The following is a 22,311-nucleotide window of genomic DNA, read 5'->3' on the forward strand; positions in this document are numbered from 1 at the left end:
TCGATTGCTTGACTGCTCGGTTCTTGGATCAGCCGCCGCCCCCTCCCGTAGCCCCGCCCGCGAGCCCGATCACCACGGGCAGTACGCCGACCGCGATGAACGCGGGCAGGAAGCACAGCCCCACCGGTGCGGTGATCAGGACGGCCGCCCGCCGGGCCCGTGCCGTCGCGGTGCGGGTCCAGTCGGCGCGGGCCTCCGCCGCGAGCCGTGCGACGGGTCCGGCAGCGGGGAGCCCCGACTCGTCGGCCCGTTCGAGCAGCCTGGCCAGCGGACCGGCGCCCGGGAGCGCGGCCAACCTCCGCCAGGCGTCGGCCGGTTCGCCGCCGAGCCGTACCTCCGCCGCCGCCCGCGCCAGCCGTTCTCCCACGGGTCCCGCCAGCGCCTCGCCCACGGCCTGGGCCGCGATCACCGGCGAGGCCCCGGCGGCGATGCAGGCGGCCAGCAGATCGGCGGCGAGCGGGAGTTGGCGTGCGGCGGCGGCCGCGTCGCGCTCGGCGCCGATGTCGTCGGCCATCTGCCTACGGCGCCACCACCACAGCCCGAGTGCGACAGCCCCGCCCACGACGACTCCGGCGACCCCGCCGACCAACACCCACCCGGCGCCCACGACGCCCACCACGGGCAACCACCGCCGGGCCGTATCCCGAGCCTCGAACCGCCGACCGGCAGAAGGCACTTCCGGCACCTCCCGCGCTTCCCGAGTCAGCAGCCCGGCCAGCCGTCGCCGAGCCCGGCGCTCCCGCCGCAGCGCGTCCAGCCACCGCGCCAACCACCCCACGACCAGCACCGCCCCCAGACCCACCCCCAGCCTGTGGACAACTTCCGCACTCACGCGGTCTCCCTTCTCCGACACCGACACCCGGCGACCCCGCTCACGCCGCCTCCACCCCGCCCACGATCCGCAGCGCCCACCACATCCCCAGGCCCTCCAGCAACCCCCCGACCACCAGGCACCCCAGCCCCGCCCCGCTGTGCAGCAGCACCCGCAGCGGATCGGCGCCCATCGCCGCGCCGAGCAGCAGCCCGAGCACCGGCAGTCCGGCGAGCATTCCGGCGGTGGCCCGGGCGCCGGCCAACTGGGCGCGCAGGTCGGCCCGTTGGTCCCGGTCCGCGCGCAACGCCCCTTCGAGCCGGTCGAGTCCCGCGGCGAGCCCGGCGCCCTGGTCCACGGCGACCCGCCAGCACGCCGCCAGCCCCAACATGCCGTCCGCACCTGGCTGTCGGGCCGCCGAAGTGAGCGCACCCGGTACGTCCCCGCCGAACCGCGCCGCCGCCAGCACCGCGGCCTGTGCCTCCCCGAGCCCGCCGGAGTCGAGCGCGGCCCGCAGCAGCGCCTCGCCCGGCTGCCGTCCCGCGCGCACCTCCCCGGCGAGCGTCGAGCACAGCGCGATCACCGCGTCCCCGCGCGACTCCCGCGCCCGCCGGGCCTCCCCGGCCAGCCGCACCCGACGTAGCAACGGCACTCCGATCGCCCCCGCGACGACCGGAACCACCGAAGCTCCCAGTACCGCCACCACCAGTCCGACGCCCAGCGACCACCACTCGGCCCGCAACCGGCCCCGGATCCGCCGCAGTTCGTCGGCGGCCCGCTCCCACGAGGGCGGTCCCACGCCCACCGTCCCGCCGTCCGCGAACAGCAACTGCGCCCGCCGCGCCCCGGACCGCCGCCCGCCCATCTGCCAGACCAGGGCCCCGACACACACCGCGGCCACCCCGACCGACATCTCACCTGTTCCCACGTCCATCACCACTCCCGTTCGCAATCGCCCGTCCCTTTGCCCCCACCCCGGATCAACTCCCGCAACCGCTCCCACCCCCGCTCGTACGCGAACGCCTCCGCGCCCCATCGCAGCGCCGGTACAGTCCGCACCAGCCCCGACGGGTCCCGCTCCAGGACATGGACCTCGGCGATCCGGCGGCGCCCGGCCCGGTCCCGTACGAGGTGCAGGACCACCGACAGCGCCGCCGCCAACTGGCTGTGCAGCGCGGCACGGTCGAGGCCCGCGGCCGTCCCCAGGGCCTCCAGGCGGGCGGGGACATCGGCCGCCGCGTTCGCGTGGACGGTTCCGCAACCGCCCTCGTGGCCCGTGTTGAGCGCGGCGAGCAAATGGACCACCTCGGGGCCGCGGACCTCGCCGACGACCAGCCGGTCCGGCCGCATCCGGAGTGCCTGGCGGACCAGGTCCTGGAGGGTGACGAGGCCGGCGCCCTCCTGGTTGGCGGGTCTGCTCTCCAGCCGTACGACGTGCGGATGGTCCGGCTTCAGCTCCGCCGAGTCCTCGGCGAGGACGATCCGCTCGCCCGGTCCGACCAGCCCGAGCAGCGCGCTCAGGAGTGTCGTCTTGCCGCTGCCCGTACCGCCGCTGATGAGGAAGGACAGCCTGGCCTCGATCACGGCCCGCAGGATCCGGTCGCCGCCCGGCGGGACCGTGCCCGCCGCGACCAGCTCGCCGAGCGTGAACGCGCGCGGTCGTACGACACGGAGCGCGAGGCAGGTGCAGCCGACGGCGACCGGGGGCAGTACGGCGTGCAGGCGGGTCCCGTCGGGCAGCCGGGCGTCGGCCCAGGGCCGTGCGTCGTCCAGCCGGCGTCCGGCCACCGCGGCCAGGCGCTGCGCGAGGCGTCGTACGGCCGCCGCGTCCGGGAAGGTGACGGCGGTCAGTTCCAGGCCACCGCCCCGGTCGACCCACACCCGGTCCGGGGCCGACACGAGCACGTCGGTCACCGAGGGGTCGGCGAGCAGGGACTCCAGCGGCCCGCTGCCCACCAGCTCGGACCGCAACTGCTCGGCCGCGCCGAGGACTTCGGCGTCCCCCAGCACCCGCCCCTGTTCCCGCAGGGCCTGTGCCACCCGCGCGGGCGTCGGCTCACCCCCGCTCTCTGCCAGCCAGCGCCGCACACCGTCGAGCATCCCGGCGGGCATCCCCGGGGCCGGACCGAAGCCGCTCTCCACCAGCCCGCTCATACGCCACCCGCCTCGACCAGCGCCCGCTCCCAGAACTCCCGGCAGAACCGCGCCAGTGGCCCCTTCCCGGCCGCCCCCGGCGGCGCCTTGCCCTCGTGAGGCCGCGACAGGCCCGATTCGAGCGGCACTTCGCCCGCCAGCGGCAGTCCGAGCAGGCGGGCCACCTCCCGGTCGTCGAGGCCGGGGGCGTAGGGCCCACGGACGGCCACGCGCAGATCGCGCAGGACCATGCCGACGGCGGACGCCACGCGGCCGGCCGCCGCGACGGCGCGCAGCTCGGCGGGGACCACCAGGAGCCCCAGGTCGAGTTGGGCGAGGGTCTCGGCGACGCCGTCGTCGATGCGGCGCGGCAGGTCGACGACGACCGTGCCGCCGCGCCTTCTGGCCGCGGCGAGCACCGCGCGGACGGCCTGCGGCGGGATGGCTACGCAGTCGCCGCGGTCCCAGCTGAGCACCCGGAGCGAGTGGAGTTCGGGCAGGGACTCCTCCAGGGCCCCGCCGCCGACCCGGCCGCGCGAGGCGGCGAACGCGGGCCAGCGCAGGCCTTCCGCGCTCTCTCCGCCGAGGAGTACGTCGAGTCCGCCGCCGAGTGGATCCGCGTCCACCAGGAGGGTGCGCAGTCCCTCCCGCGCGGAGGTGACGGCGAGGGCGCACGCGAGCGTAGACGCTCCGGCCCCGCCGCGGCCCCCGATGACTCCGACGGTGAGCGCGGGGCGGCCGACGCCCTCGGCCACGTCGGCGATGCGGTCGACGAGCCACTGCTCGCCGTCGGGCAGCATCAGGACGTGGTCGGCGCCGATCTCGACGGCCCGTCGCCAGACCCCGGAGTCGTCCTGGTCGCGGCCGACCAGCACCACCCCGTTGCGGCGGGCGGCCCCGCGCACCCGTCGTACCGCGTCGTCGCCGACCAGGACGAGCGGCGCCGTCTCCCAGCCGCCCCGGCGCTCCGGGACCCCGGGATGGACCTCGGGTGTCGCGCCGGCCGCCGCGCACAGGCGCAGCAGGTCGTCGAGGAGTTCGGCGTCCTCGGTGACGATCAGCGGTCCGCCCTGTCGCCCGCCGGCGGCGGGTGGCGGATCGTGTGTGACAGTTCCGGCCATTCTTTCCATCCCTCATCGATGTGTCTCTCGCCTGACCCCTGCGGTCCCGCGATTCCCAAACGTGTGAAGAACCGGCGATCGGCCTCCATATGCACGGCCGACAGAAACCGGCCCGAACGCGTCCGACAAACGGAACCGGCCATGAACTCGCCGCGTGCGGGGACGCGTTGGAATCACGGTGCGGGCATCCCGGAAATCGTGTGGATCTTGGTCGAAAACTGTGGACAACGAGGGGCCTGTGAATATCGCCGTCACCCATACCGGTGACCCCCGTACTGGCCTCTGTGCGAGTTCCGCAGCGCAGCCTCATAGCTACGCACAGTGACGAGCTCTGGGCATGAAAAAAGGCGGCCTCAGCCGCCTCGGGTTGGCCTCACGACCACGCGCAGGAAGGGAAAACGGGTCCGGACATGCGACGACCCCCACCGGGGGGGAGAGTGGGGGTCGCCTTCACGGCCGACTCGGGGGGGGAGGAGCCGGGCCGCGTTAGCACGGTCGCGAACGATCCGTGACTTCCATGGTGTACCCGAGAGCCCTCTCAGGCAAACCCACGCGCCACACCTTACGCCGAATGGGCTGCGCCTATGCTCTGGGTTGTGGAAAACCACTCCTTGCCCCGCACAGCAGCCTTCTTTGACCTGGACAAGACGGTCATTGCGAAGTCGAGCACGCTCACCTTCGGCAAGTCCTTCTACCAAGGCGGACTGATCAACCGCAGGGCCGCGCTGCGGACCGCCTATGCGCAGTTCGTCTTCCTCGCCGGCGGCGCCGACCACGACCAGATGGAGCGGATGCGCAAGTACCTGTCCTCGCTCTGCCGCGGCTGGAACGTCCAGCAGGTCAAGGAGATCGTCGCCGAGACCCTGCACGACCTGATCGACCCGATCATCTACGACGAGGCGGCCTCCCTCATCGAGGAGCACCACCGGGCCGGCCGCGACGTGGTGATCGTGTCCACGTCGGGCGCCGAGGTCGTCGAGCCGATCGGTGAACTCCTGGGCGCGGACCGGGTGGTGGCGACCCGCATGGTGGTGGGCGACGACGGCTGCTTCACCGGCGAGGTGGAGTACTACGCGTACGGCCCGACGAAGGCCGAGGCGGTCAAGGAGCTGGCCCGGTCCGAGGGCTACGACCTCGACCGCTGCTACGCCTACAGCGACTCCATGACCGATGTCCCGATGCTCCAGTCCGTGGGCCACCCCTACGCCGTGAACCCGGACCGCGCGCTGCGCAAAGAGGCAGTCGCGCGCGGGTGGCCGATTCTGGACTTCAACCGCCCGGTCCGCCTCAAGCAGCGGCTGCCCACGCTCTCCGTGCCGCCCCGTCCGGCACTGGTCGTGGCCGCGGCCGTGGGCGCCGCGGCGGCCACGGCGGGGCTCGTCTGGTACGCGAGCCGGCGCAAGGCGGCGACCGTTTACGCCGGTTAGTGACCCTTTGAACGCAAAAGTAAAGAAGCGCGGCGAGGGGTTCCGCTTCCCCCGGCGCGGGAGTACAAAGGATTCAACGGCCCGCGAGACCAAGGACATCCGAAAGGATCACCTTAATAACGCATTTGGCCCCACGGACCGCGCATGAACACCGAGCACCCACGCGACGTCGACCCGTCGATTACGGGCCAGCCGCACCAGGTGACGGGCAATGTTCCCGACCTGATGGGCAATATTTCGAGGACGCTTGGTAACCCGGTGGAACATGCCAGCGGCGGTACGAATCCTCGTACCGCCGCAACCCGTAACGGCCCCCTCCGTAGGGGGCCGTTTTCCTGTGTCAGGCGGCTCCGCGCTGCAGCGCCTCGCACACCGCCGTCGACTCGCGCGCGCCCAGCTCGACGGCGCGCCCGCAGTGGGTGATCCACGCGGCCATGCCCTCCGGGGTGCCGGAGACATAGCCGTCCAGCGCCGCCAGATAGGCCGCGCGCCCGAGTTCGGCGTGGCCGACCTCCGCCGGGCACACGGACTTCGGGTCGAGACCGCTGCCGATGAGGACGATCCGCTCGGCCGTGCGCGCGACGAGCCCGTTGCGGGAGGTGAAGGGGCGCAGCGCGAGCAGCTCGCCGTGCACGACGGCGGCCGTCACCAGCGCCGGCGCCGAACCGCCCGCGATGATCAGCTCCGAGAGCCCGTCCAGGCGCCCGGAGACCTCGGCCGCACCGGGGAGGGGCAGTTCGACGAGCGGCTCGTCGACCGGCTCGCCCTCCTGGCGCGGCCGTCCGACCTCGCCCTCCTTGCTCGCGGCGGCCACCAGGTGCAGCCGGGCGAGCACCCTCAGGGGCGACTGCCGCCAGATGGACAGCAGTTGGCCCGCCTCGGCGGACAGCCGCAGGGCCGCGCCCATCGTGCGGGCCTCCTCGTCACCGCTGAAGTCGGTGCGCCGGCGGACCTCTTCGAGTGCCCAGTCGGCCCCGGAGAGCGCTGCGGAGCCACGGGCCCCGCGCAGTGCCGCCTCGGCGGTGATCTCGTTGCTGCGGCGCCGCATGACCCGGTGCCCGTAGACCCGGTCCACGGCCTTGCGCATGGACTCGACGGACTCGGCCACTCCGGGCAGCGTGCCCAGGGCCGCGAGCGGATCGGCGGTCGCACCTGTCGTACTCATGAGTACGACAGTAGCCATCCCGGCGGCGCACCCCACGATGGAGTGGTCTTCTTCACGCACACCTGCCACATACAGCTATGGCACGACTACTCTTCGTGAACATGAAAATTGCTTTCGTCGGGAAGGGCGGCAGCGGAAAGACCACCCTGTCCTCCCTGTTCGTCCGCCACCTCGCGGCCACCGCCCAACCCGTCGTCGCCGTCGACGCGGACATCAACCAGCACCTGGGCCCCGCGCTCGGCCTGGACGAGGCGGAGGCCGCCGCACTGCCCGCCCTGGGCGAGCACCTCCCCCTGATCAAGGACTACCTGCGCGGCAGCAACCCGCGCATCGCCTCCGCCGACACGATGATCAAGACCACCCCGCCCGGCGCGGGCTCCCGGCTGCTGCGGGTACGGGAGAACAATCCGGTCTACGACACCTGCGCGCGCTCGGTGGAACTCGACGGCGGCGCCGCCCGTTTGATGGTCACGGGACCCTTCACGGACGCCGACCTGGGGGTCTCCTGCTACCACTCCAAGACGGGAGCGGTGGAGCTGTGCCTGAACCACCTGGTGGACGGGCGCGACGAGTTCGTCGTGGTGGACATGACGGCGGGCTCGGACTCCTTCGCCTCCGGCATGTTCACCCGCTTCGACATCACGTTCCTGGTGGTCGAGCCGACCCGGAAGGGGGTCTCCGTCTATCGCCAGTACAAGGAGTACGCCCGCGACTTCGGAGTCGTCCTGAAGGTCGTCGGCAACAAGGTGCAGGGCCAGGACGACCTCGACTTCCTCCGCGCCGAGGTCGGGGACGACCTGCTGGTGACGGTGGGGCACTCGGACTGGGTGCGTGCCATGGAGAAGGGCCGCCCGCCCCGGTTCGAGCTCCTGGAGGACGTCAACCGCCGCGCCCTGCGCATGCTGGAGATCGCCGCCGACGCGACGTACGAACTGCGCGACTGGGAGCGCTACACGCAGCAGATGGTGCACTTCCACCTGAAGAACGCCCGGAGTTGGGGCAACGAGCGCACCGGGGCCGACCTGGCGGCGCAGGTCGACCCCGGGTTCGTGCTCGACGAGAGCGTCACCGCACCGGTGTGAGGCGCGCCCCCTGCCGACCCTCTACTGCTTGACCGCCTTGACCGCCGGCGCCCCGGGCACTCCCTTCGGGGCCGGCGCGGGGCGGCCGGTCAGGAAGGACGCCCAGCCCGGCTTCGGTGCCTCGCCGACGTTCAGGGTGCGCAGCTTCGCCAGGGTGCCCGGGTCCTGGGCGTCCAGCCAGTCGGCCAGTTGCCGGAAGGAGACACAGCGCGTCTCGGGCTTGTTGCAGACCTTCTCGATGACCTCGTCGAGGGCACGCATGTAGGTGCCGCCGTTCCAGGACTCGAAGTGGTTGCCGATCACCAGGGGCGCGCGGTTGCCGTCGTAGGCGCGGTAGAAGCCCTTGAGCAGGCCGTCACGCATCTCGTCGCCCCACTGGTCGAACTTGTCGGGGTCGCCCTGGGTCTGCGTGCCGGACTGGTTGACCATGAAGTTGTAGTCCATGGTCAACTGCTCGTAGGAGTGGCCCGGGAAGGGGACGAGCTGCATGGACAGGTCCCACAGCCCTTCCTTCTTCTTGGGCCAGATCTGGTCGTTGACCCCGCTGGTGTCGTAGCGGAAGCCCAACTGGCTCGCCGCCTTCATGAAGTTGGCCTGGCCCTCCAGGCAGGGGGTGCGGGCGCCGACGAGTTCCTTGTCGTAGTCGAAGGGCAGCGAAGACGCCTTCGTCATCCCGGAGTTGGTCTTCCAGGTCTTCACGAACTGCTTCGCCTGGGCGATCTCGCTCTTCCACTCGGCGACCGACCACTCGCCGACCCCGCCGTTCTTGCCGCAGAAGTGACCGTTGAAGTGGGTGCCGATCTCGTTGCCCTCCAGCCACGCCAGGCGCAGCTGCTTCACGGTGTCGGCGATGCCCTGCTCGTCGTTGAAGCCGATGTCCGAGCTGCCCGGCGAGTGCTCCGGGGGCTTGTAGAGGTCGCGCTTGTCCTCCGGGAGCATGTACACGCCGCTGAGGAAGTACGTCATGTTCGCGTGGTTGGCCTTGGAGACCTTGCGGAAGTGGGAGAACAGCTTCTGGCTGTCCTCGCCGGCTCCGTCGAAGGAGAAGACCACGAACTGCGGGGGCTTCTGACCGGGCTTGAGCCGCTCGGGTCTGGGCAGATGCGGCTGCGCCCCGGTGTACGACGTGGAGCCGTCCCCGATCAGGCGGACTCCGCTCTTGGGTGCCGGGGCGGGCGCCGCCTTGTGCGGACCGTTCGCTCCGTGCGGGGAACCGTTGTCACCGATCGCGCAACCGGCGAGCGACGCGGCACAGGCCGCGGCGATCACGGCGCCCGCGGTGATCCTCTGGGTGGCGGCCATGTCCGCCCACCTTCTTCCTTCGTTCGGACCGACGCCGATCAGGGCGTTTTCTGGCGATGTGCCGGGATTCCCGGCAGCGCCGCCAAGGTCGCATGGGGCCGAAGGTGGGATTAGTACGACAAGCCGATGAAATTCTCACTTCACTCTCCGAGGTGACTTATTAACCCATTTGCCCGCAAAGTCTATGCTTGACCTTTACTCTGCATTACTATCCATTTACCGAGCGTTGAGATATCCCGCCGCTGCACGCCGTGACCCACGGCCGCGACCGACCCCCGCCATCGACGGGGACCACCAGTTCCGCGACCGCGCTGCCCCGGAGGAGACGGGAAGACATGTCAGCCTGCGTACCCACCCGCGCCACCGACTCGAACGCGAATCGGACGAAGCGCGTCCACCCGCCCCACAGCCCGCCGCCCCCGCACCGCCGCTTCCGGATCGCGGGCGCCGATGTGTCGGCGTCCATCGCGGTCTTCCTGATCGCCCTGCCCCTGTCCCTCGGCATCGCGCTGGCCACCGGCGCGCCCCTCCAGGCCGGCCTGGTCGCCGCCGCCGCGGGCGGACTCGTCGCCGGACTGCTCGGCGGCTGCCCCCTCCAGGTCAGCGGCCCGGCCGCCGGACTCACCGTGGTCACCGCCGACCTGATCCACCGTTACGGCTGGCGCACGACCTGCGCGGTCACCGTCCTCGCGGGCCTGGCCCAACTCGCCCTGGGCTGCGTGCGCGTGGCCCGCACCGCGCTCGCCGTCAGCCCCGCGATCGTGCACGGCATGCTGGCCGGCATCGGCGTCACCATCGCCGTCGCCCAGCTGCACATCGTCCTCGGCGGCACCCCGCAGAGCTCGGTCCTCGCCAACCTCCGCGCGCTGCCCGCCCAGTTGGCGGACCTGCACCCCGCCGACGTGGCGATGAGCGTGCTGACACTGGCCCTTCTGCTGCTGTGGCCGCGCGTCCCCGGCCGGCTCGGGCACCTGATGCGCAAGATCCCGGCCGCGCTGATCGCCGTCGCCGGAGCCACGCTCACCGCCTCCCTCTCCGGGCTGACCCTCGCCAAGGTCGACCTGCCGTCCTGGAGCAGCCACGCCCTGGCCGGACTGCCCGAGGGCCCGGTGCTCGGCATCGCCGCCGCCGTCCTCACCACCACGCTGGTGTGCAGCGTGCAGTCGCTGCTCGGCGCGGTCGCCGTGGACAAGCTGGTCGCCGGGCGGCCCGGGCTCTCCGCCCGCGTCGGCCGCGCCGACCTCAACCGCGAACTACTGGGCCAGGGCGCCGCCAACATCGTCTCCGGCGCGCTCGGCGGACTCCCGGTCGCGGGCGTGGCCGTACGGAGTTCGGCGAATGTGCAAGCAGGTGCCGTGAGCCGGAACTCCACGATGCTGCACGGCGTTCTCGTAGTGATCGCCGCGCTGCTGATGGTCCCCGTGCTGGAGCTGATCCCCCTCGCTTCGCTCGCCGCACTCGTGATGGCCGTCGGCATCCAGATGGTGTCCCTGCACCACATCCGCACGGTAACCCGCCACCGCGAAGTGCTGGTCTACGCCGTCACCACCCTCGGCGTGGTCCTCCTCGGCGTCCTGGAGGGCGTGCTCCTCGGGGTCGCCGTGGCGGTGGCCGTCGCCCTGCACCGCCTCACCCACACCCGCATCACGCACGACGAGAAGGAAGGAGTCCATCACGTACACGTCCGAGGGCAGTTGACGTTCCTCGCGGTGCCGCGGCTCAGCCGCACCCTGCATCTCGTACCCCAGGGCGCCCACGCCGTCGTGGAGTTGGACGGTTCGTTCATGGACCACGCGGCGTACGAGTCACTGCAGGACTGGCAGAACGCGCACACCGCGCGGGGAGGCACCGCCGAACTGACGGGCCGCCGTACGGGAGTCAGTGCCGGCGCGACGGACACGGAAGCCTGCCGCTGCCACCCCTGGACGCCCTGGCGCGAGCACCGGTGCGAGCGCCCGAAGTCGGCGCCCCGCAGCAGCGGGCCCGCCTCCGGTCATCAACTCGCCCGTGGCATCAGCGCGTTCCAGCGCAACACCGCGCCCCTGGTGCGGGACGAGCTGGCCCGGCTGGCCAGGGAGGGGCAGCAGCCCTCGCAGCTCTTCCTGACCTGCGCCGACTCGCGGCTGGTCACGTCGATGATCACCTCCAGTGGTCCCGGCGACCTGTTCGTCGTGCGGAACGTGGGCAACCTCGTGCCGCCGCCCGGCGAGGAGAGCGGCGACGACTCGGTGGCGGCGGCGATCGAGTACGCGGTCGACGTGCTCCGCGTGAGATCGATCACGGTGTGCGGGCACTCGGGGTGCGGGGCCATGCAGGCGCTGCTCAACTCCCGGCCCGGAGAGGCCCGTTCACCGCTCCAGCGGTGGCTGCGGCACGGGCGGCCGAGCCTGGAGCGGATGGCCGACGACGACCGGCCCTGGGCGCGGCTCGCCACCAGGGCGCCCGCCGACGCCGTGGAACAGCTGTGTCTGACCAATGTGGTGCAGCAGTTGGAGCATCTGCGGGGGCACGGGTCGGTGGCGCGGGCCCTGCGGGACGGGGAGTTGGAGCTCAACGGGATGTACTTCCATGTGGGTGAGGCGCAGGCGTATCTGCTGACGGAGGAGGACGAGTTGTTCGATCGGGTGGGGGTGATGGACGCGTCGGCCTGAACCTCGTTCACCCGGCGTCCGTGGGTACGAAAGACCCCCGCCACGCAGATCCGCGCATGGGTCCGATGACAGGTCTAAACCAATATTTCGACGACCCTTGTCATCGGACCCCCGGGTCTGATGAGCTGGCCCGGGACACAACGGACACCCTGGGAAAGGCAGATGCCGTGAGCAACGAAAGCCTGGCCAACCTGCTCAAGGAAGAGCGCAGGTTCGCACCCCCCGCGGACCTGGCGGCGCACGCCAATGTCACCGCGGAGGCGTATGAGCAGGCCAAGGCTGACCGGCTCGGCTTCTGGGCCGCGCAGGCCCGCCGCCTGAGCTGGGCCAAGGAGCCGAGCGAGACGCTGGACTGGTCGAATCCGCCGTTCGCCAAGTGGTTCAAGGACGGCTCGCTCAACGTCGCGTACAACTGCGTGGACCGGCACGTCGAGGCGGGCAACGGCGACCGGGTCGCCATCCACTTCGAGGGCGAGCCCGGCGACAGCCGCGCGATCACCTACGCCGAGCTGAAGGACGAGGTCTCCAAGGCCGCGAACGCCCTGCTGGAGCTGGGAGTTCAGAAGGGCGACCGGGTCGCCGTCTACATGCCGATGATCCCGGAGACGGCGGTCGCGATGCTGGCCTGCGCGCGCATCGGCGCCGCGCACTCGGTGGTGTTCGGCGGCTTCTCGGCGGACGCGCTCGCGACCCGGATCCAGGACGCGGACGCCAAAGTCGTCATCACCTCGGACGGCGGCTGGCGGCGCGGCAAGCCGTCCGCGCTCAAGCCGGCCGTGGACGAGGCCCTGACCAAGGTGGACAACGTCGAGCACGTGCTCGTCGTACGGCGTACCGGGCAGGAGGTCGCCTGGGACGACAGCCACGACGTGTGGTGGCACGAGATCGTCGACCGGCAGTCGACGGAGCACACACCGGAGGCGTTCGAGGCGGAGCAGCCGCTGTTCATCCTCTACACGTCCGGTACGACGGGTAAGCCCAAGGGCATCCTGCACACCTCCGGCGGCTATCTCACCCAGGCCGCGTACACCCACCACGCGGTCTTCGACCTCAAGCCGGAGACCGACGTCTACTGGTGCACGGCCGACGTCGGCTGGGTCACCGGCCACTCGTACATCGTCTACGGCCCGCTCGCGAACGGCGCGACGCAGGTCATGTACGAGGGCACCCCGGACACCCCGCACCAGGGCCGCTTCTGGGAGATCGTCCAGAAGTACGGGGTGACGATCCTGTACACGGCGCCGACGGCGATCCGTACGTTCATGAAGTGGGGCGACGACATCCCCGCGAAGTTCGACCTCGGCTCCCTGCGGGTGCTGGGTTCGGTGGGCGAGCCGATCAACCCCGAGGCGTGGATCTGGTACCGCAAGCACATCGGCGCCGACAGGACGCCGATCGTCGACACCTGGTGGCAGACCGAGACCGGCGCGATGATGATCTCGCCGCTGCCGGGCGTGACGCACACCAAGCCCGGTTCCGCGCAGACCCCGCTGCCCGGCATCTCGGCGACGGTCGTCGACGACGAGGCGAACGAGGTCCCGAACGGCGGCGGCGGTTACCTGGTCCTCACCGAGCCGTGGCCGTCGATGCTGCGCACCATCTGGGGCGACGACCAGCGGTTCCTCGACACGTACTGGTCGCGCTTCGAGGGCAAGTACTTCGCCGGTGACGGCGCGAAGAAGGACGACGACGGCGACATCTGGCTGCTCGGCCGGGTGGACGACGTCATGCTCGTGTCCGGGCACAACATCTCCACCACGGAGGTCGAGTCGGCGCTCGTCTCCCACCCCTCCGTCGCCGAGGCGGCCGTGGTCGGCGCGGCCGACGAGACGACCGGTCAGGCGATCGTCGCCTTCGTCATCCTGCGCGGCACGGCGAACGCGGAGGACGAGAACCTGGTCAACGACCTGCGCAACCACGTCGGCGCCGTCCTCGGCCCGATCGCCAAGCCCAAGCGGGTCCTCCCGGTGGCAGAGCTGCCGAAGACGCGCTCCGGCAAGATCATGCGCCGACTGCTGCGGGACGTGGCGGAGAACCGTGAGCTCGGAGACGTCACAACGCTGACCGATTCGACGGTTATGTCCCTTATTCAGGAGAAGCTCCCGGCGGCGCCCAGCGAGGACTGAGCAGTACGCGGTTCAGCAATGAGGGGTGTCCGGCGCAGCGCGCGCCGGGCACCCCTTTTAGGTAAACTAAGCAAAACGTGACCCTCATGGTGTGCCGGGAAGTCTGGTCGGCGAGTAGTTCCGTCCTGCCCACCGACCGGAGGTTCCCCGATGGCCGCGCCCCGCCCCACCCCCGCCCGCAAGGTGCTCGGACGCCTGTCCCTGCCCGAGCGGAACTTCGTCGCGGAGGCGCTGCGCACCGAGACCGTCGGCGGTGTCCTCCTCCTGATCGCCGCGATCGCCGCCCTGATCTGGGCGAACGTCCCCGCCCTGCACGACAGCTACGAGAGCGTCAGCCACTTCCACCTCGGCCCCGCCGCCCTCGGCCTGCACCTCTCGATCGCCCACTGGGCCGCCGACGGCCTCCTCGCCGTCTTCTTCTTCGTCGCCGGCATCGAACTCAAGCGCGAACTCGTCGCCGGCGACCTGCGCGACCCGAAGGCCGCCGCGCTGCCCGTCGTGGCGGCCCTGTGCGGGATGGCCGTACCGGCACTCGTGTACACGCTGACGAACCTCACCGGCGGCGGCTCCCTGGACGGCTGGGCGGTCCCCACCGCCACCGACATCGCCTTCGCGCTCGCCGTCCTCGCGGTGATCGGCACCTCCCTGCCGAGCGCCCTGCGCGCCTTTCTGCTCACCCTCGCCGTGGTCGACGACCTGTTCGCGATCCTGATCATCGCGATCTTCTTCACCGCCCGCATCGACTTCGCCGCGCTCGCCGGGGCGGCCATCGGCCTGGCGGTCTTCTGGCTGCTGCTGCGCCGGGGCGTGCGCGGGTGGTACGTGTACGTCCCGCTCGCGCTCGTCATCTGGGCGCTGATGTACAACAGCGGCATCCACGCCACCATCGCCGGCGTGGCGATGGGCCTGATGCTGCGCTGCACCACCCGCGAGGACGAGAAGCACTCCCCGGGCGAGCACGTCGAACATCTCGTACGGCCCCTGTCGGCGGGCCTCGCGGTGCCGCTGTTCGCGCTGTTCAGCGCCGGGGTCGCCATCTCCGGCGGCGCCCTGGGTGACGTATTCACGAAGCCCGAGACCCTCGGCGTGGTCCTCGGGCTGGTCGTCGGCAAGGCGGTCGGGATCTTCGGCGGGACCTGGCTGACGGCCCGTTTCACCCGGGCCTCGCTCAGCGAGGACCTCGCCTGGGCGGACGTGTTCGCCGTCGCCTCGCTGGCCGGCATCGGCTTCACCGTGTCGCTGCTCATCGGGGAACTCGCGTTCGACGGCGACCAGGTGCTCACCGACGAGGTCAAGGCCGCCGTCCTCGTGGGCTCGATCGTCGCGGCCCTGTGCGCGACCGTGTTGCTCAAGCTGCGCAACGCCCGGTACCGCAGGATGTACGAGGACGAGGAGCGCGACGAGGATCTCGACGGCATCCCCGACATCTACGAGCAGGACGACCCGGCGTACCACCTGCGCATGGCCCGTCTCCACGACCGCAAGGCCGCCGAGCACCGCAGGATCGCCGCGGAGAAGGCCGCCGAACAGCGGCGCGGGCGTGTCGAAGTGGCGGGCGGGGCAGGCGAGGACAACGACGGTCCGGCATGATCTGACGAGACGGTACAAAGACATGCCGGTACAGACACATGGGGAAGAGGGAGTACGCGATGAGCGCACCCGACGGCAGCCCGGTCGGCGCCGAACGCAGCATCGGCCAGTTGTTCGCCTCGGCGACGACCGAGATGTCCGCGCTGGTGCACGACGAGATCGCGCTGGCCAAGGCGCAGCTCAAGCAGGACGTCAAGCGCGGGGCGGTGGGCGGCGGCGCGTTCACGGTCGCCGCGGTGGTCCTGCTGTTCTCCCTGCCGATGCTCAACTTCGCGCTGGCGTACGGCATCCGCACGTGGAGCGGCTGGAACATGGCGCTCTGCTTCCTGCTCTCCTTCGCCGCGAACGTGCTCGTCGCCATCGTCCTCGGCCTGGTCGGCGTGCTCTTCTTCAAGAAGGCCGCGAAGAGCAAGGGCCCGCAGAAGGTGGCCGCTTCGGTCAAGGAGACGGCCGGCGTCCTGGGCAACGCGAAGCCGCATCCGCGCGCGGCGATCGAGGACCGTGTCCCCGAAGCCATCGAGGCTGTGGCACGCTCGTCCTCATGACGGACCCCGCTCATCCTTGGGCACAACCCGCTTCGGTCGTACGGCTCGCCCTTCCCGACGGGCGCCAGGTGACGCACCGGGATGTCGCGGCCAACGGCGCCCGCTTCCACATCGCGGAGGTGGGCGACGGGCCGCTGGTGCTGCTGCTGCACGGCTTCCCGCAGTTCTGGTGGACCTGGCGCCACCAGCTCGGCGCGCTGGCCGACGCCGGGTTCCGGGCCGTCGCCATGGACCTGCGGGGCGTCGGCGGCAGCGACCGCACCCCGCGCGGCTACGACCCCGCCAACCTCGCCCTCGACATCACCGGCGTGATCCGCTCCCTCGGCGAGCCGGACGCCGCGCTGGTCGGCCACGACCTCGGCGGCTATCTCGCGTGGACGGCCGCCGCGATGCGCCCCAAGCTGGTGCGCCGGCTCGCCGTCTCCTCGATGCCGCACCCCCGGCGCTGGCGCAACGCGATGCTGTCCGACGTCAGACAGTCCGCGGCGAGTTCCTACATCTGGGGGTTCCAGCGCCCCTGGCTGCCCGAGCGGCAGCTCCTCGCCGAGGACGCCGAGTTGGTGGGCAAGCTGATCCGGGACTGGTCCGGCCCGCAGCCGCCGGACGACGAGGCGGTCGAGGCGTACCGGCGGGCGATGCTGATCCCGTCGACCGCGCACTGCTCGATCGAGCCGTACCGCTGGATGGTGAGGTCGATGGCGCGCCCGGACGGCATCCAGTTCAACCGGCGCATGAAGCGGCCGGTGCGGGTGCCCACGCTGCATCTGCACGGCTCGCTCGACCCGGTGCTGCGCACCCGCAGCGCGGCGGGCTCCGGGGAGTACGTCGAAGCGCCGTACCGCTGGCGGCTGTTCGACGGACTCGGGCACTTCCCGCACGAGGAGGAGCCGGCGGTCTTCTCCACCGAACTGGTCAACTGGCTCAAGGATCCCGAACCCGATCGGTGACCGAGCCGTCGCGCCCGGTATCCGGACCTGAACACCTGTACTACGAACGGCCACTTGCCCCGCGCATACGCCAATTGGGGCCTCAAGGGGTGGTTATCGACCTTGGGGCAGGGGCAGACGTCGGGGTATGGGCTGGACGCACGACTACAGTGACGCAGCACGCAATCGCCGCTCGGACCACGGTCCGGGCTCCCACCAACGGGGCGCCCCGCAACTCCAGGGCACAGACCTCAGGGTGGGGATCCCGCGCATTCTGCGCCGCCGGGCCCGCTGGGTCTCGGTACGGCTGCGTCATCCCCGAGGCTGACGCACCCTCTCTCTCCTTGCAGCGACCGGCCGTCACAAGCCGGGCTCACAGCGCGCAACTGTCGCTGTCCACCTGCTCGTTGGCAGTGCGCCCCTTGACGATGTCCGGCTGGATCTCGTCGGCGGTGAGCGCGTACCCGGTGTCGGGGTCGTCGAGGGACTTCGCGAAGACCACGCCGTACACCTTGCCCTCGGGCGTGAGCAGCGGGCCGCCGGAGTTGCCCTGGCGGACGGTCGCGTAGAGCGAGTACACATCGCGGCGGACCGTGCCGCGGTGGTAGATGTCCGGGCCGCTGGCCGTGATGCGGCCACGCACGCGTGCCGCCCGGACGTCGTACGACCCGTTCTCCGGGAAGCCGGCGACGATCGCGCTGTTGCCGCTGTCCGCGTCCTTGGTGGCGAACTGCAGGGAGCGCGCCTTCAGGTCCGGTACGTCGAGTACGGCGATGTCGCGGTGCCAGTCGTAGAGGACGACCTTGGCGTCGTACTTCCGGCCCACGCCGCCTATCTGGACGGTGGGTTCGTCGACGCCGCCCACGACGTGCGCGTTGGTCATGACGCGGCGGTCGCCGAAGACGAAGCCGCTGCCCTCCAGGACCTTGCCGCAGCTCTGGGCGGTGCCCATGACCTTGACGATGGACTGCTGGGCGCGGGTGGCGACCGGGCTGGAGGCGAGGGCCGGGTCGGGCGGCTGGACGTCGTTGATCGGCTCGTTGGCGAACGGGCTGAAGACCTGCGGGAAGCCGTTCTGCGCGAGGACCGAGGAGAAGTCCGCGAACCAGGTGTCGGCCTGCGCGGGGAGCGCGCGGGAGACCCCCAGCAGCACCTTGGAGCTGCGGACCTCCTTGCCGAGCGTCGGCAGGGTGGTGCCCGCGAGAGCCGAGCCGATCAGCCAGGCCACCAGGAGCATCGCGAGGACGTTGACGAGGGCGCCGCCGGTCGCGTCCAGGGCGCGGGCCGGGGACCAGGTGATGTAGCGGCGCAGCTTGTTGCCGAGGTGGGTGGTCAGGGCCTGGCCGACGGAGGCGCAGACGATGACGACGACGACCGCGACGACGGCCGCGGTGGTGGACACCTCCGCGTTGTCGGTCAGCGCGTCCCAGATGACGGGCAGCGTGTAGACGGCGACGAGACCGCCGCCCAGGAAGCCGATCACCGACAGGATGCCGACGACGAACCCCTGGCGATAGCCCACGATCGCGAACCACACGGCGGCGACCAGCAACAGGATGTCCAGCACATTCACGAGCGACACCCTGTCATGACCGCCAGTCGAGGGGGACCTGCTTCTCGCGGTCCCAGGGACGCTCCCAGCCCGAGTAGTACAGCAGGCGGTCGATCACCCCGGCCGTGAAGCCCCACACGAGGGCCGATTCGACCAGAAATGCCGGACCCAGGAAGCCGCTGGGGTGCGTGACCGTGACTCTGTTGGCCGGATCCGTGAGATCCGCCACGGGGACCGTGAACACGCGCGCCGTCTCGTTCGGATCGACCACGCCCACCGGCGTCGGCTCCCGCCACCAGCCCAGCACCGGCGTCACCACGAAGCCGCTCACCGGGATGTACAGCTTGGGCAGCACCCCGAAGAGCTGCACTCCGGCGGGGTCGAGCCCGGTCTCCTCCTCGGCCTCGCGGAGAGCGGCCCGCAGCGGGCCGTCGCCCGTCGGGTCGCCGTCCTCGGGGTCGAGGGCACCGCCCGGGAAGGACGGCTGCCCCGCGTGGGAGCGCAGCGAGCTCGACCGCTCCATGAGCAGCAGCTCGGGGCCCCGATCGCCCTCCCCGAAGAGGATCAGCACGGCGGACTGCCGGCCCGCCCCGTCCTCCGGCGGCAGGAAGCGGCTCAGCTGGAGCGGCTCGACCGTCTCCACCGCGTGCACCACCGGGTCCAGCCAGCCCGGCAGGCCCTCCTTGCCGAGCCCCACGCCCTGGGCATTGCTCGCGCGCGTCATCCCCCACCCCCGTTCACACCGATCAACGCCCGATACCTCCGAGATCGTTCCGCGATCCGGCCCCCGATACCGGCGCCATGGCCGCTGTCACGGCCACCGCCACGGGCGCTGTCACGGCCACCGCCACCGCCGTCGTCATGCCGATCCCAGCGGCGGCGCCGGTTTGCCGCCCGCGTCCAGATAGGCCTGCGGCGGGTTCAGGCGCTGGCCCGGATAGCCGCCCTTCTCGTACTTGAGCAGCTTCTTCGCCTTCTCCGGGTCGGTCTCGCCCTCGCCGTACGCCGGGCAGAGCGGGGCGATGGGGCAGGCGCCGCAGGCGGGCTTGCGGGCGTGGCAGATACGGCGGCCGTGGAAGATCACGTGGTGCGAGAGCATCGTCCAGTCGCTCTTCGGGAAGAGCGCTCCCACGGCGGCCTCGATCTTGTCCGGCTCGGTCGCCTCGGTCCACTTCCAGCGCCGTACGAGCCGCTGGAAATGCGTGTCCACGGTGATGCCGGGGCGCCCGAAGGCGTTGCCCAGCACCACGAAGGCGGTCTTGCGGCCGACACCGGGCAGCTTGACCAGGTCTTCGAGCCGCCCCGGGACCTCGCCGCCGAATTCCTCGACGAGCGCCTTGGAGAGGCCTATCACCGACTTCGTCTTGGCCCGGAAGAACCCGGTCGGCCGGAGGATCTCCTCGACCTGCTCCGGGTCGGCGCCGGCCAGGTCCTCGGGGGTCGGGTACTTGGCGAACAGGGCCGGTGTCGTCTGGTTGACCCTCAGGTCGGTGGTCTGGGCGGACAGGACCGTGGCGACCACGAGCTGGAAGGGGTTCTCGAAGTCGAGCTCCGGGTGGGCGTACGGATAGATCTCGGCCAGCTCGCGGTTGATCCGGCGGGCACGGCGGACGAGGGCGGTGTGCGACTCACCCTTCACAGCAACCACGCCTTTTGCCCCCTTTGCCGCTTTCTTACCGCCGTCAGGGCTCTGTTCGCCCACGGCGGAATCACGAGGTACAACCATCCGCCCAGCCCCCTTGGCCTGTGCTCTCACCGGCGATTTGGACACCCGGCCAGCCTAGAGCCCGGCACTGACATCCGCCCCGGCCCCCGAAGATCAGCCCCCAATTGGACCCCTGCCGCTTACCTCGGGACACCTGTACGGCATCCTTGTGACAGATCACACTGTTTGGACGGTCCGGCAAAATGGGGAGCACGGTCCCCTGGTACCAAGGGGGAGCACCATCCCCTGAGCAGGTCGACAAGGAGAGAACTCGTGGACGACGTTCTGCGGCGCGCCCCGCTCTTCGCGGCGCTCGATGACGATCAGGCCGCGGAGCTGCGCGCCTCCATGAGTGAGGTGACCCTCGCGCGCGGGGACTCGCTCTTTCACGAGGGCGACCCGGGCGACCGGCTCTACGTGGTCACCGAGGGCAAGGTGAAGCTCCACCGCACCTCCCCCGACGGCCGCGAGAACATGCTGGCCGTCCTCGGCCCCGGCGAGCTGATCGGCGAGCTGTCGCTGTTCGACCCGGGCCCGCGTACGGCGACCGCCAGCGCACTGACCGAGGTCAAGCTGCTGGGCCTGGGCCACGGCGACCTCCAGCCCTGGCTGAGCGCCCGCCCCGAGGTGGCCTCCGCGCTGCTGCGCGCGGTCGCCCGCCGGCTGCGCAAGACCAACGACGCGATGTCCGACCTGGTCTTCTCGGACGTCCCCGGCCGCGTGGCCCGCGCCCTGCTGGACCTCTCCCGCCGCTTCGGCGTGCAGTCCGAGGAGGGCATCCACGTGGTGCACGACCTCACGCAGGAGGAGCTGGCCCAGCTGGTCGGCGCGTCCCGCGAGACGGTCAACAAGGCCCTCGCCGACTTCGCGGGCCGCGGCTGGCTCCGCCTCGAGGCCCGCGCGGTGATCCTGCTGGACGTCGAGCGGCTGGCGAAGCGCTCGCGCTGACTCGAATCGCACGTCTTCTTACTGAAGGGCCCTGCCGCACGGCGGGGCCCTTCAGCGCATCGCCAGGTGGGGGCCTAGGAGCAGGGGGCGGTCATGCACGAGGACTACGAGGACAAGGCGCCGGATTCGGTCTGGGTCGGGCGGTCGGGGCGACGCCGGTGGCCGCGGAGACCGGTGTCGGCCCGGTTGCTGTGGCGGAGCGGGCGGCAGAACGGAAGCCCCGGGGCACCGCTGGGCACCTGGGCGGTGGACGGGACGCTCGCCCTCGCCCGCCCCGACGGGGTGCGGGCGTACGGGCTGACGACCGGTGAGCCCCTGTGGAGCTGGCAGCCGCCCGGGGACGGCGACCAGGTGATCGCCCACGTCTCGCGGGACATGGTGGAGGGAGTCGTCGTCGTACTGCACCACGACGACGGTCGCGCGGACGACGGGCGGACAAACGACGGCCACGCGCGCGTGGGGCACGTCCGGCTCACCGGGCTGGACCTCCGCACGGGCACGGCGGTCTGGACGCGCGAGCAGCGCGCCGACGAGCTGGGGTCCATCGGTGAGGACCCTCCCGAGGTGGCGCCCGAGGTGGCGCTCGGCGGCGGCCGTATCGCCGTCGCGACCGCCCGGGCCCGCGACGAGGGCCCGGAGACCACGGTCCGTGTGCTCGACGCGCGGACCGGCGCCCCCCACTGGGAACGACCACTCCCCGAGGGCCGACGGGACGCCTTCGTCCTGACGGCCGGGCCCGTCGTCGTGTCCACCGCCGGACCCGAGGATTCCGTTTCCACGCCCACTCGGCTCCGGCTCCACATGGTGCGCGAGGACAGCGAACAAGCCATCGACCTGCCGCAGCTGTACGAGGCGTTCGGCGCCCACCCGGTGATCGTCGGCGACACGCTCGCCGTCGAACTCGTCCCGCCCCAGCCCTACGACACGGAGCACATGGGCAGCACGCTGCGCGCGGTCTCCGCCGTCACGGGCGAGTTCCGCTGGTCGTGGTCCAGCACCTACGGCCGCACGATCTTCCCGCTGGCCCACCGGGGCGCTCTGCTGGTCCTGAACGGCTACGGCGACCGGGCGACCGTGCTCGATCCCGCCGACGGCCGGGTCGTGGCCGAGCGCTCCCTGCCCGGCTACAGCTACCAGGCGCGCCTCGTCGCCTCCGGGGACTGCCTCGCCGTGGTCTGCACGGCGCCGCGCACCACCGCACGGGTACGCGTGTTCCGCTGGAAATGA

The 22,311-nt window shown here is 71.4% G+C and carries 19 protein-coding genes; 10 read left to right on the plus strand and 9 right to left on the minus strand.

Annotated elements, in window-relative coordinates:
* Positions 1 to 28: 28 nt before the first annotated feature.
* The 4 genes from SSP08S_RS24495 to ssd are packed head-to-tail and all read right to left on the minus strand — an operon-like array spanning position 29 to position 4,065.
* Positions 29 to 832: a type II secretion system F family protein gene (locus SSP08S_RS24495; protein WP_026178795.1), complete on the minus strand. Its 804-nt coding sequence runs from the start codon at positions 830 to 832 to the stop codon at positions 29 to 31.
* Between the two features lie 40 nt (positions 833 to 872).
* A complete protein-coding gene (locus SSP08S_RS24500; protein ID WP_019070280.1) occupies positions 873 to 1,745 on the minus strand; it encodes a type II secretion system F family protein in 873 nt (290 codons plus the stop codon).
* Positions 1,745 to 2,965, minus strand: coding sequence for a TadA family conjugal transfer-associated ATPase (locus SSP08S_RS24505; RefSeq protein ID WP_019070281.1), 1,221 nt, complete (start codon positions 2,963 to 2,965; stop codon positions 1,745 to 1,747). The genes SSP08S_RS24500 and SSP08S_RS24505 overlap by 1 nt, the downstream gene beginning before the upstream one ends.
* Positions 2,962 to 4,065, minus strand: coding sequence for a septum site-determining protein Ssd (gene ssd / locus SSP08S_RS24510; RefSeq protein WP_019070282.1), 1,104 nt, complete (start codon positions 4,063 to 4,065; stop codon positions 2,962 to 2,964). Before ssd ends, SSP08S_RS24505 begins: the two co-directional genes overlap by 4 nt.
* Before the next feature lie 584 nt (positions 4,066 to 4,649).
* On the opposite strand from ssd, the gene SSP08S_RS24515 reads away from it, so the two are divergent.
* Positions 4,650 to 5,492, plus strand: a complete 843-nt coding sequence (locus SSP08S_RS24515; RefSeq protein WP_019070283.1) for an HAD family hydrolase — start codon at positions 4,650 to 4,652, stop codon at positions 5,490 to 5,492.
* Positions 5,493 to 5,832: 340 nt separating this feature from the next.
* Here SSP08S_RS24515 and SSP08S_RS24520 read toward each other — a convergent pair whose 3' ends face one another.
* Positions 5,833 to 6,657, minus strand: a complete 825-nt coding sequence (locus tag SSP08S_RS24520) for a Fic family protein (protein ID WP_019070284.1) — start codon at positions 6,655 to 6,657, stop codon at positions 5,833 to 5,835.
* A gap of 101 nt (positions 6,658 to 6,758) precedes the next feature.
* Here SSP08S_RS24520 and SSP08S_RS24525 point away from each other — a divergent pair, with 101 nt between their 5' ends.
* Positions 6,759 to 7,739: an ATP-binding protein gene (locus tag SSP08S_RS24525; RefSeq protein WP_043259663.1), complete on the plus strand. Its 981-nt coding sequence runs from the start codon at positions 6,759 to 6,761 to the stop codon at positions 7,737 to 7,739.
* A gap of 21 nt (positions 7,740 to 7,760) precedes the next feature.
* Here SSP08S_RS24525 and SSP08S_RS24530 read toward each other — a convergent pair whose 3' ends face one another.
* Complete coding sequence (locus SSP08S_RS24530; RefSeq protein WP_019070286.1) at positions 7,761 to 9,041, minus strand: polysaccharide deacetylase family protein; 1,281 nt, start codon at positions 9,039 to 9,041, stop codon at positions 7,761 to 7,763.
* A gap of 335 nt (positions 9,042 to 9,376) precedes the next feature.
* Here SSP08S_RS24530 and SSP08S_RS24535 point away from each other — a divergent pair, with 335 nt between their 5' ends.
* The 6 genes from SSP08S_RS24535 (at position 9,377) to SSP08S_RS63535 (ending at position 17,207) form a co-directional block, all read left to right on the plus strand.
* Positions 9,377 to 11,692, plus strand: coding sequence for a bifunctional SulP family inorganic anion transporter/carbonic anhydrase (locus SSP08S_RS24535; protein ID WP_019070287.1), 2,316 nt, complete (start codon positions 9,377 to 9,379; stop codon positions 11,690 to 11,692).
* A 167-nt stretch (positions 11,693 to 11,859) separates the two neighbouring features.
* Positions 11,860 to 13,818, plus strand: a complete 1,959-nt coding sequence (acs, locus tag SSP08S_RS24540) for an acetate--CoA ligase (RefSeq protein WP_019070288.1) — start codon at positions 11,860 to 11,862, stop codon at positions 13,816 to 13,818.
* A gap of 150 nt (positions 13,819 to 13,968) precedes the next feature.
* Positions 13,969 to 15,408: a Na+/H+ antiporter NhaA gene (gene nhaA, locus SSP08S_RS24545; protein ID WP_019070289.1), complete on the plus strand. Its 1,440-nt coding sequence runs from the start codon at positions 13,969 to 13,971 to the stop codon at positions 15,406 to 15,408.
* Positions 15,409 to 15,467: 59 nt separating this feature from the next.
* A complete protein-coding gene (locus SSP08S_RS24550) occupies positions 15,468 to 15,953 on the plus strand; it encodes a phage holin family protein (RefSeq protein ID WP_019070290.1) in 486 nt (161 codons plus the stop codon).
* Entirely contained in the window at positions 15,950 to 16,900 is a 951-nt protein-coding gene (locus tag SSP08S_RS24555) for an alpha/beta fold hydrolase (protein WP_026178797.1), read from the plus strand. Before SSP08S_RS24550 ends, SSP08S_RS24555 begins: the two co-directional genes overlap by 4 nt.
* Positions 16,901 to 17,027: 127 nt before the next feature.
* Positions 17,028 to 17,207: a hypothetical protein gene (locus SSP08S_RS63535; protein WP_078532502.1), complete on the plus strand. Its 180-nt coding sequence runs from the start codon at positions 17,028 to 17,030 to the stop codon at positions 17,205 to 17,207.
* A 45-nt stretch (positions 17,208 to 17,252) separates the two neighbouring features.
* Here SSP08S_RS63535 and SSP08S_RS24560 read toward each other — a convergent pair whose 3' ends face one another.
* The 3 genes from SSP08S_RS24560 to nth all read right to left on the minus strand — a co-directional run bounded on the left by SSP08S_RS24560 (position 17,253) and on the right by nth (position 20,157).
* Positions 17,253 to 18,452, minus strand: coding sequence for a MarP family serine protease (locus SSP08S_RS24560; protein ID WP_026178798.1), 1,200 nt, complete (start codon positions 18,450 to 18,452; stop codon positions 17,253 to 17,255).
* A gap of 13 nt (positions 18,453 to 18,465) precedes the next feature.
* Positions 18,466 to 19,155 carry an NUDIX hydrolase gene (locus SSP08S_RS24565; protein ID WP_019070293.1) on the minus strand — a complete coding sequence of 230 codons (690 nt, stop codon included), beginning with the start codon at positions 19,153 to 19,155 and terminating at the stop codon, positions 18,466 to 18,468.
* Between the two features lie 135 nt (positions 19,156 to 19,290).
* Positions 19,291 to 20,157 (minus strand): endonuclease III, encoded by an 867-nt coding sequence (nth, locus tag SSP08S_RS24570; RefSeq protein WP_439654579.1) that lies wholly within the window; start codon positions 20,155 to 20,157, stop codon positions 19,291 to 19,293.
* A gap of 252 nt (positions 20,158 to 20,409) precedes the next feature.
* On the opposite strand from nth, the gene SSP08S_RS24575 reads away from it, so the two are divergent.
* A complete protein-coding gene (locus SSP08S_RS24575) occupies positions 20,410 to 21,084 on the plus strand; it encodes a Crp/Fnr family transcriptional regulator (protein ID WP_019063754.1) in 675 nt (224 codons plus the stop codon).
* 93 nt (positions 21,085 to 21,177) lie between these two features.
* On the plus strand, positions 21,178 to 22,311 hold the full coding sequence (locus SSP08S_RS24580; protein ID WP_019070295.1) for an outer membrane protein assembly factor BamB family protein: 1,134 nt from the start codon (positions 21,178 to 21,180) through the stop codon (positions 22,309 to 22,311).

This window comes from Streptomyces hokutonensis (assembly GCF_000376565.1).
In the GTDB taxonomy this organism is placed as follows: domain Bacteria; phylum Actinomycetota; class Actinomycetes; order Streptomycetales; family Streptomycetaceae; genus Streptomyces; species Streptomyces hokutonensis.

Coding starts and splice junctions, on each gene's coding strand:
- SSP08S_RS24500 (WP_019070280.1), bottom strand. CDS start 1,745: ATGGACGTGGGAACAGGTGAGATGTCGGTCGGGGTGGCCGCGGTGTGT.
- SSP08S_RS24505 (WP_019070281.1), bottom strand. CDS start 2,965: ATGAGCGGGCTGGTGGAGAGCGGCTTCGGTCCGGCCCCGGGGATGCCC.
- ssd (WP_019070282.1), bottom strand. CDS start 4,065: ATGGCCGGAACTGTCACACACGATCCGCCACCCGCCGCCGGCGGGCGA.
- SSP08S_RS24515 (WP_019070283.1), top strand. CDS start 4,650: ATGCTCTGGGTTGTGGAAAACCACTCCTTGCCCCGCACAGCAGCCTTC.
- SSP08S_RS24520 (WP_019070284.1), bottom strand. CDS start 6,657: ATGAGTACGACAGGTGCGACCGCCGATCCGCTCGCGGCCCTGGGCACG.
- SSP08S_RS24525 (WP_043259663.1), top strand. CDS start 6,759: ATGAAAATTGCTTTCGTCGGGAAGGGCGGCAGCGGAAAGACCACCCTG.
- SSP08S_RS24530 (WP_019070286.1), bottom strand. CDS start 9,041: ATGGCCGCCACCCAGAGGATCACCGCGGGCGCCGTGATCGCCGCGGCC.
- SSP08S_RS24535 (WP_019070287.1), top strand. CDS start 9,377: ATGTCAGCCTGCGTACCCACCCGCGCCACCGACTCGAACGCGAATCGG.
- nhaA (WP_019070289.1), top strand. CDS start 13,969: ATGGCCGCGCCCCGCCCCACCCCCGCCCGCAAGGTGCTCGGACGCCTG.
- SSP08S_RS24550 (WP_019070290.1), top strand. CDS start 15,468: ATGAGCGCACCCGACGGCAGCCCGGTCGGCGCCGAACGCAGCATCGGC.
- SSP08S_RS24555 (WP_026178797.1), top strand. CDS start 15,950: ATGACGGACCCCGCTCATCCTTGGGCACAACCCGCTTCGGTCGTACGG.
- SSP08S_RS63535 (WP_078532502.1), top strand. CDS start 17,028: ATGGGCTGGACGCACGACTACAGTGACGCAGCACGCAATCGCCGCTCG.
- SSP08S_RS24565 (WP_019070293.1), bottom strand. CDS start 19,155: ATGACGCGCGCGAGCAATGCCCAGGGCGTGGGGCTCGGCAAGGAGGGC.
- nth (WP_439654579.1), bottom strand. CDS start 20,157: ATGGTTGTACCTCGTGATTCCGCCGTGGGCGAACAGAGCCCTGACGGC.
- SSP08S_RS24580 (WP_019070295.1), top strand. CDS start 21,178: ATGCACGAGGACTACGAGGACAAGGCGCCGGATTCGGTCTGGGTCGGG.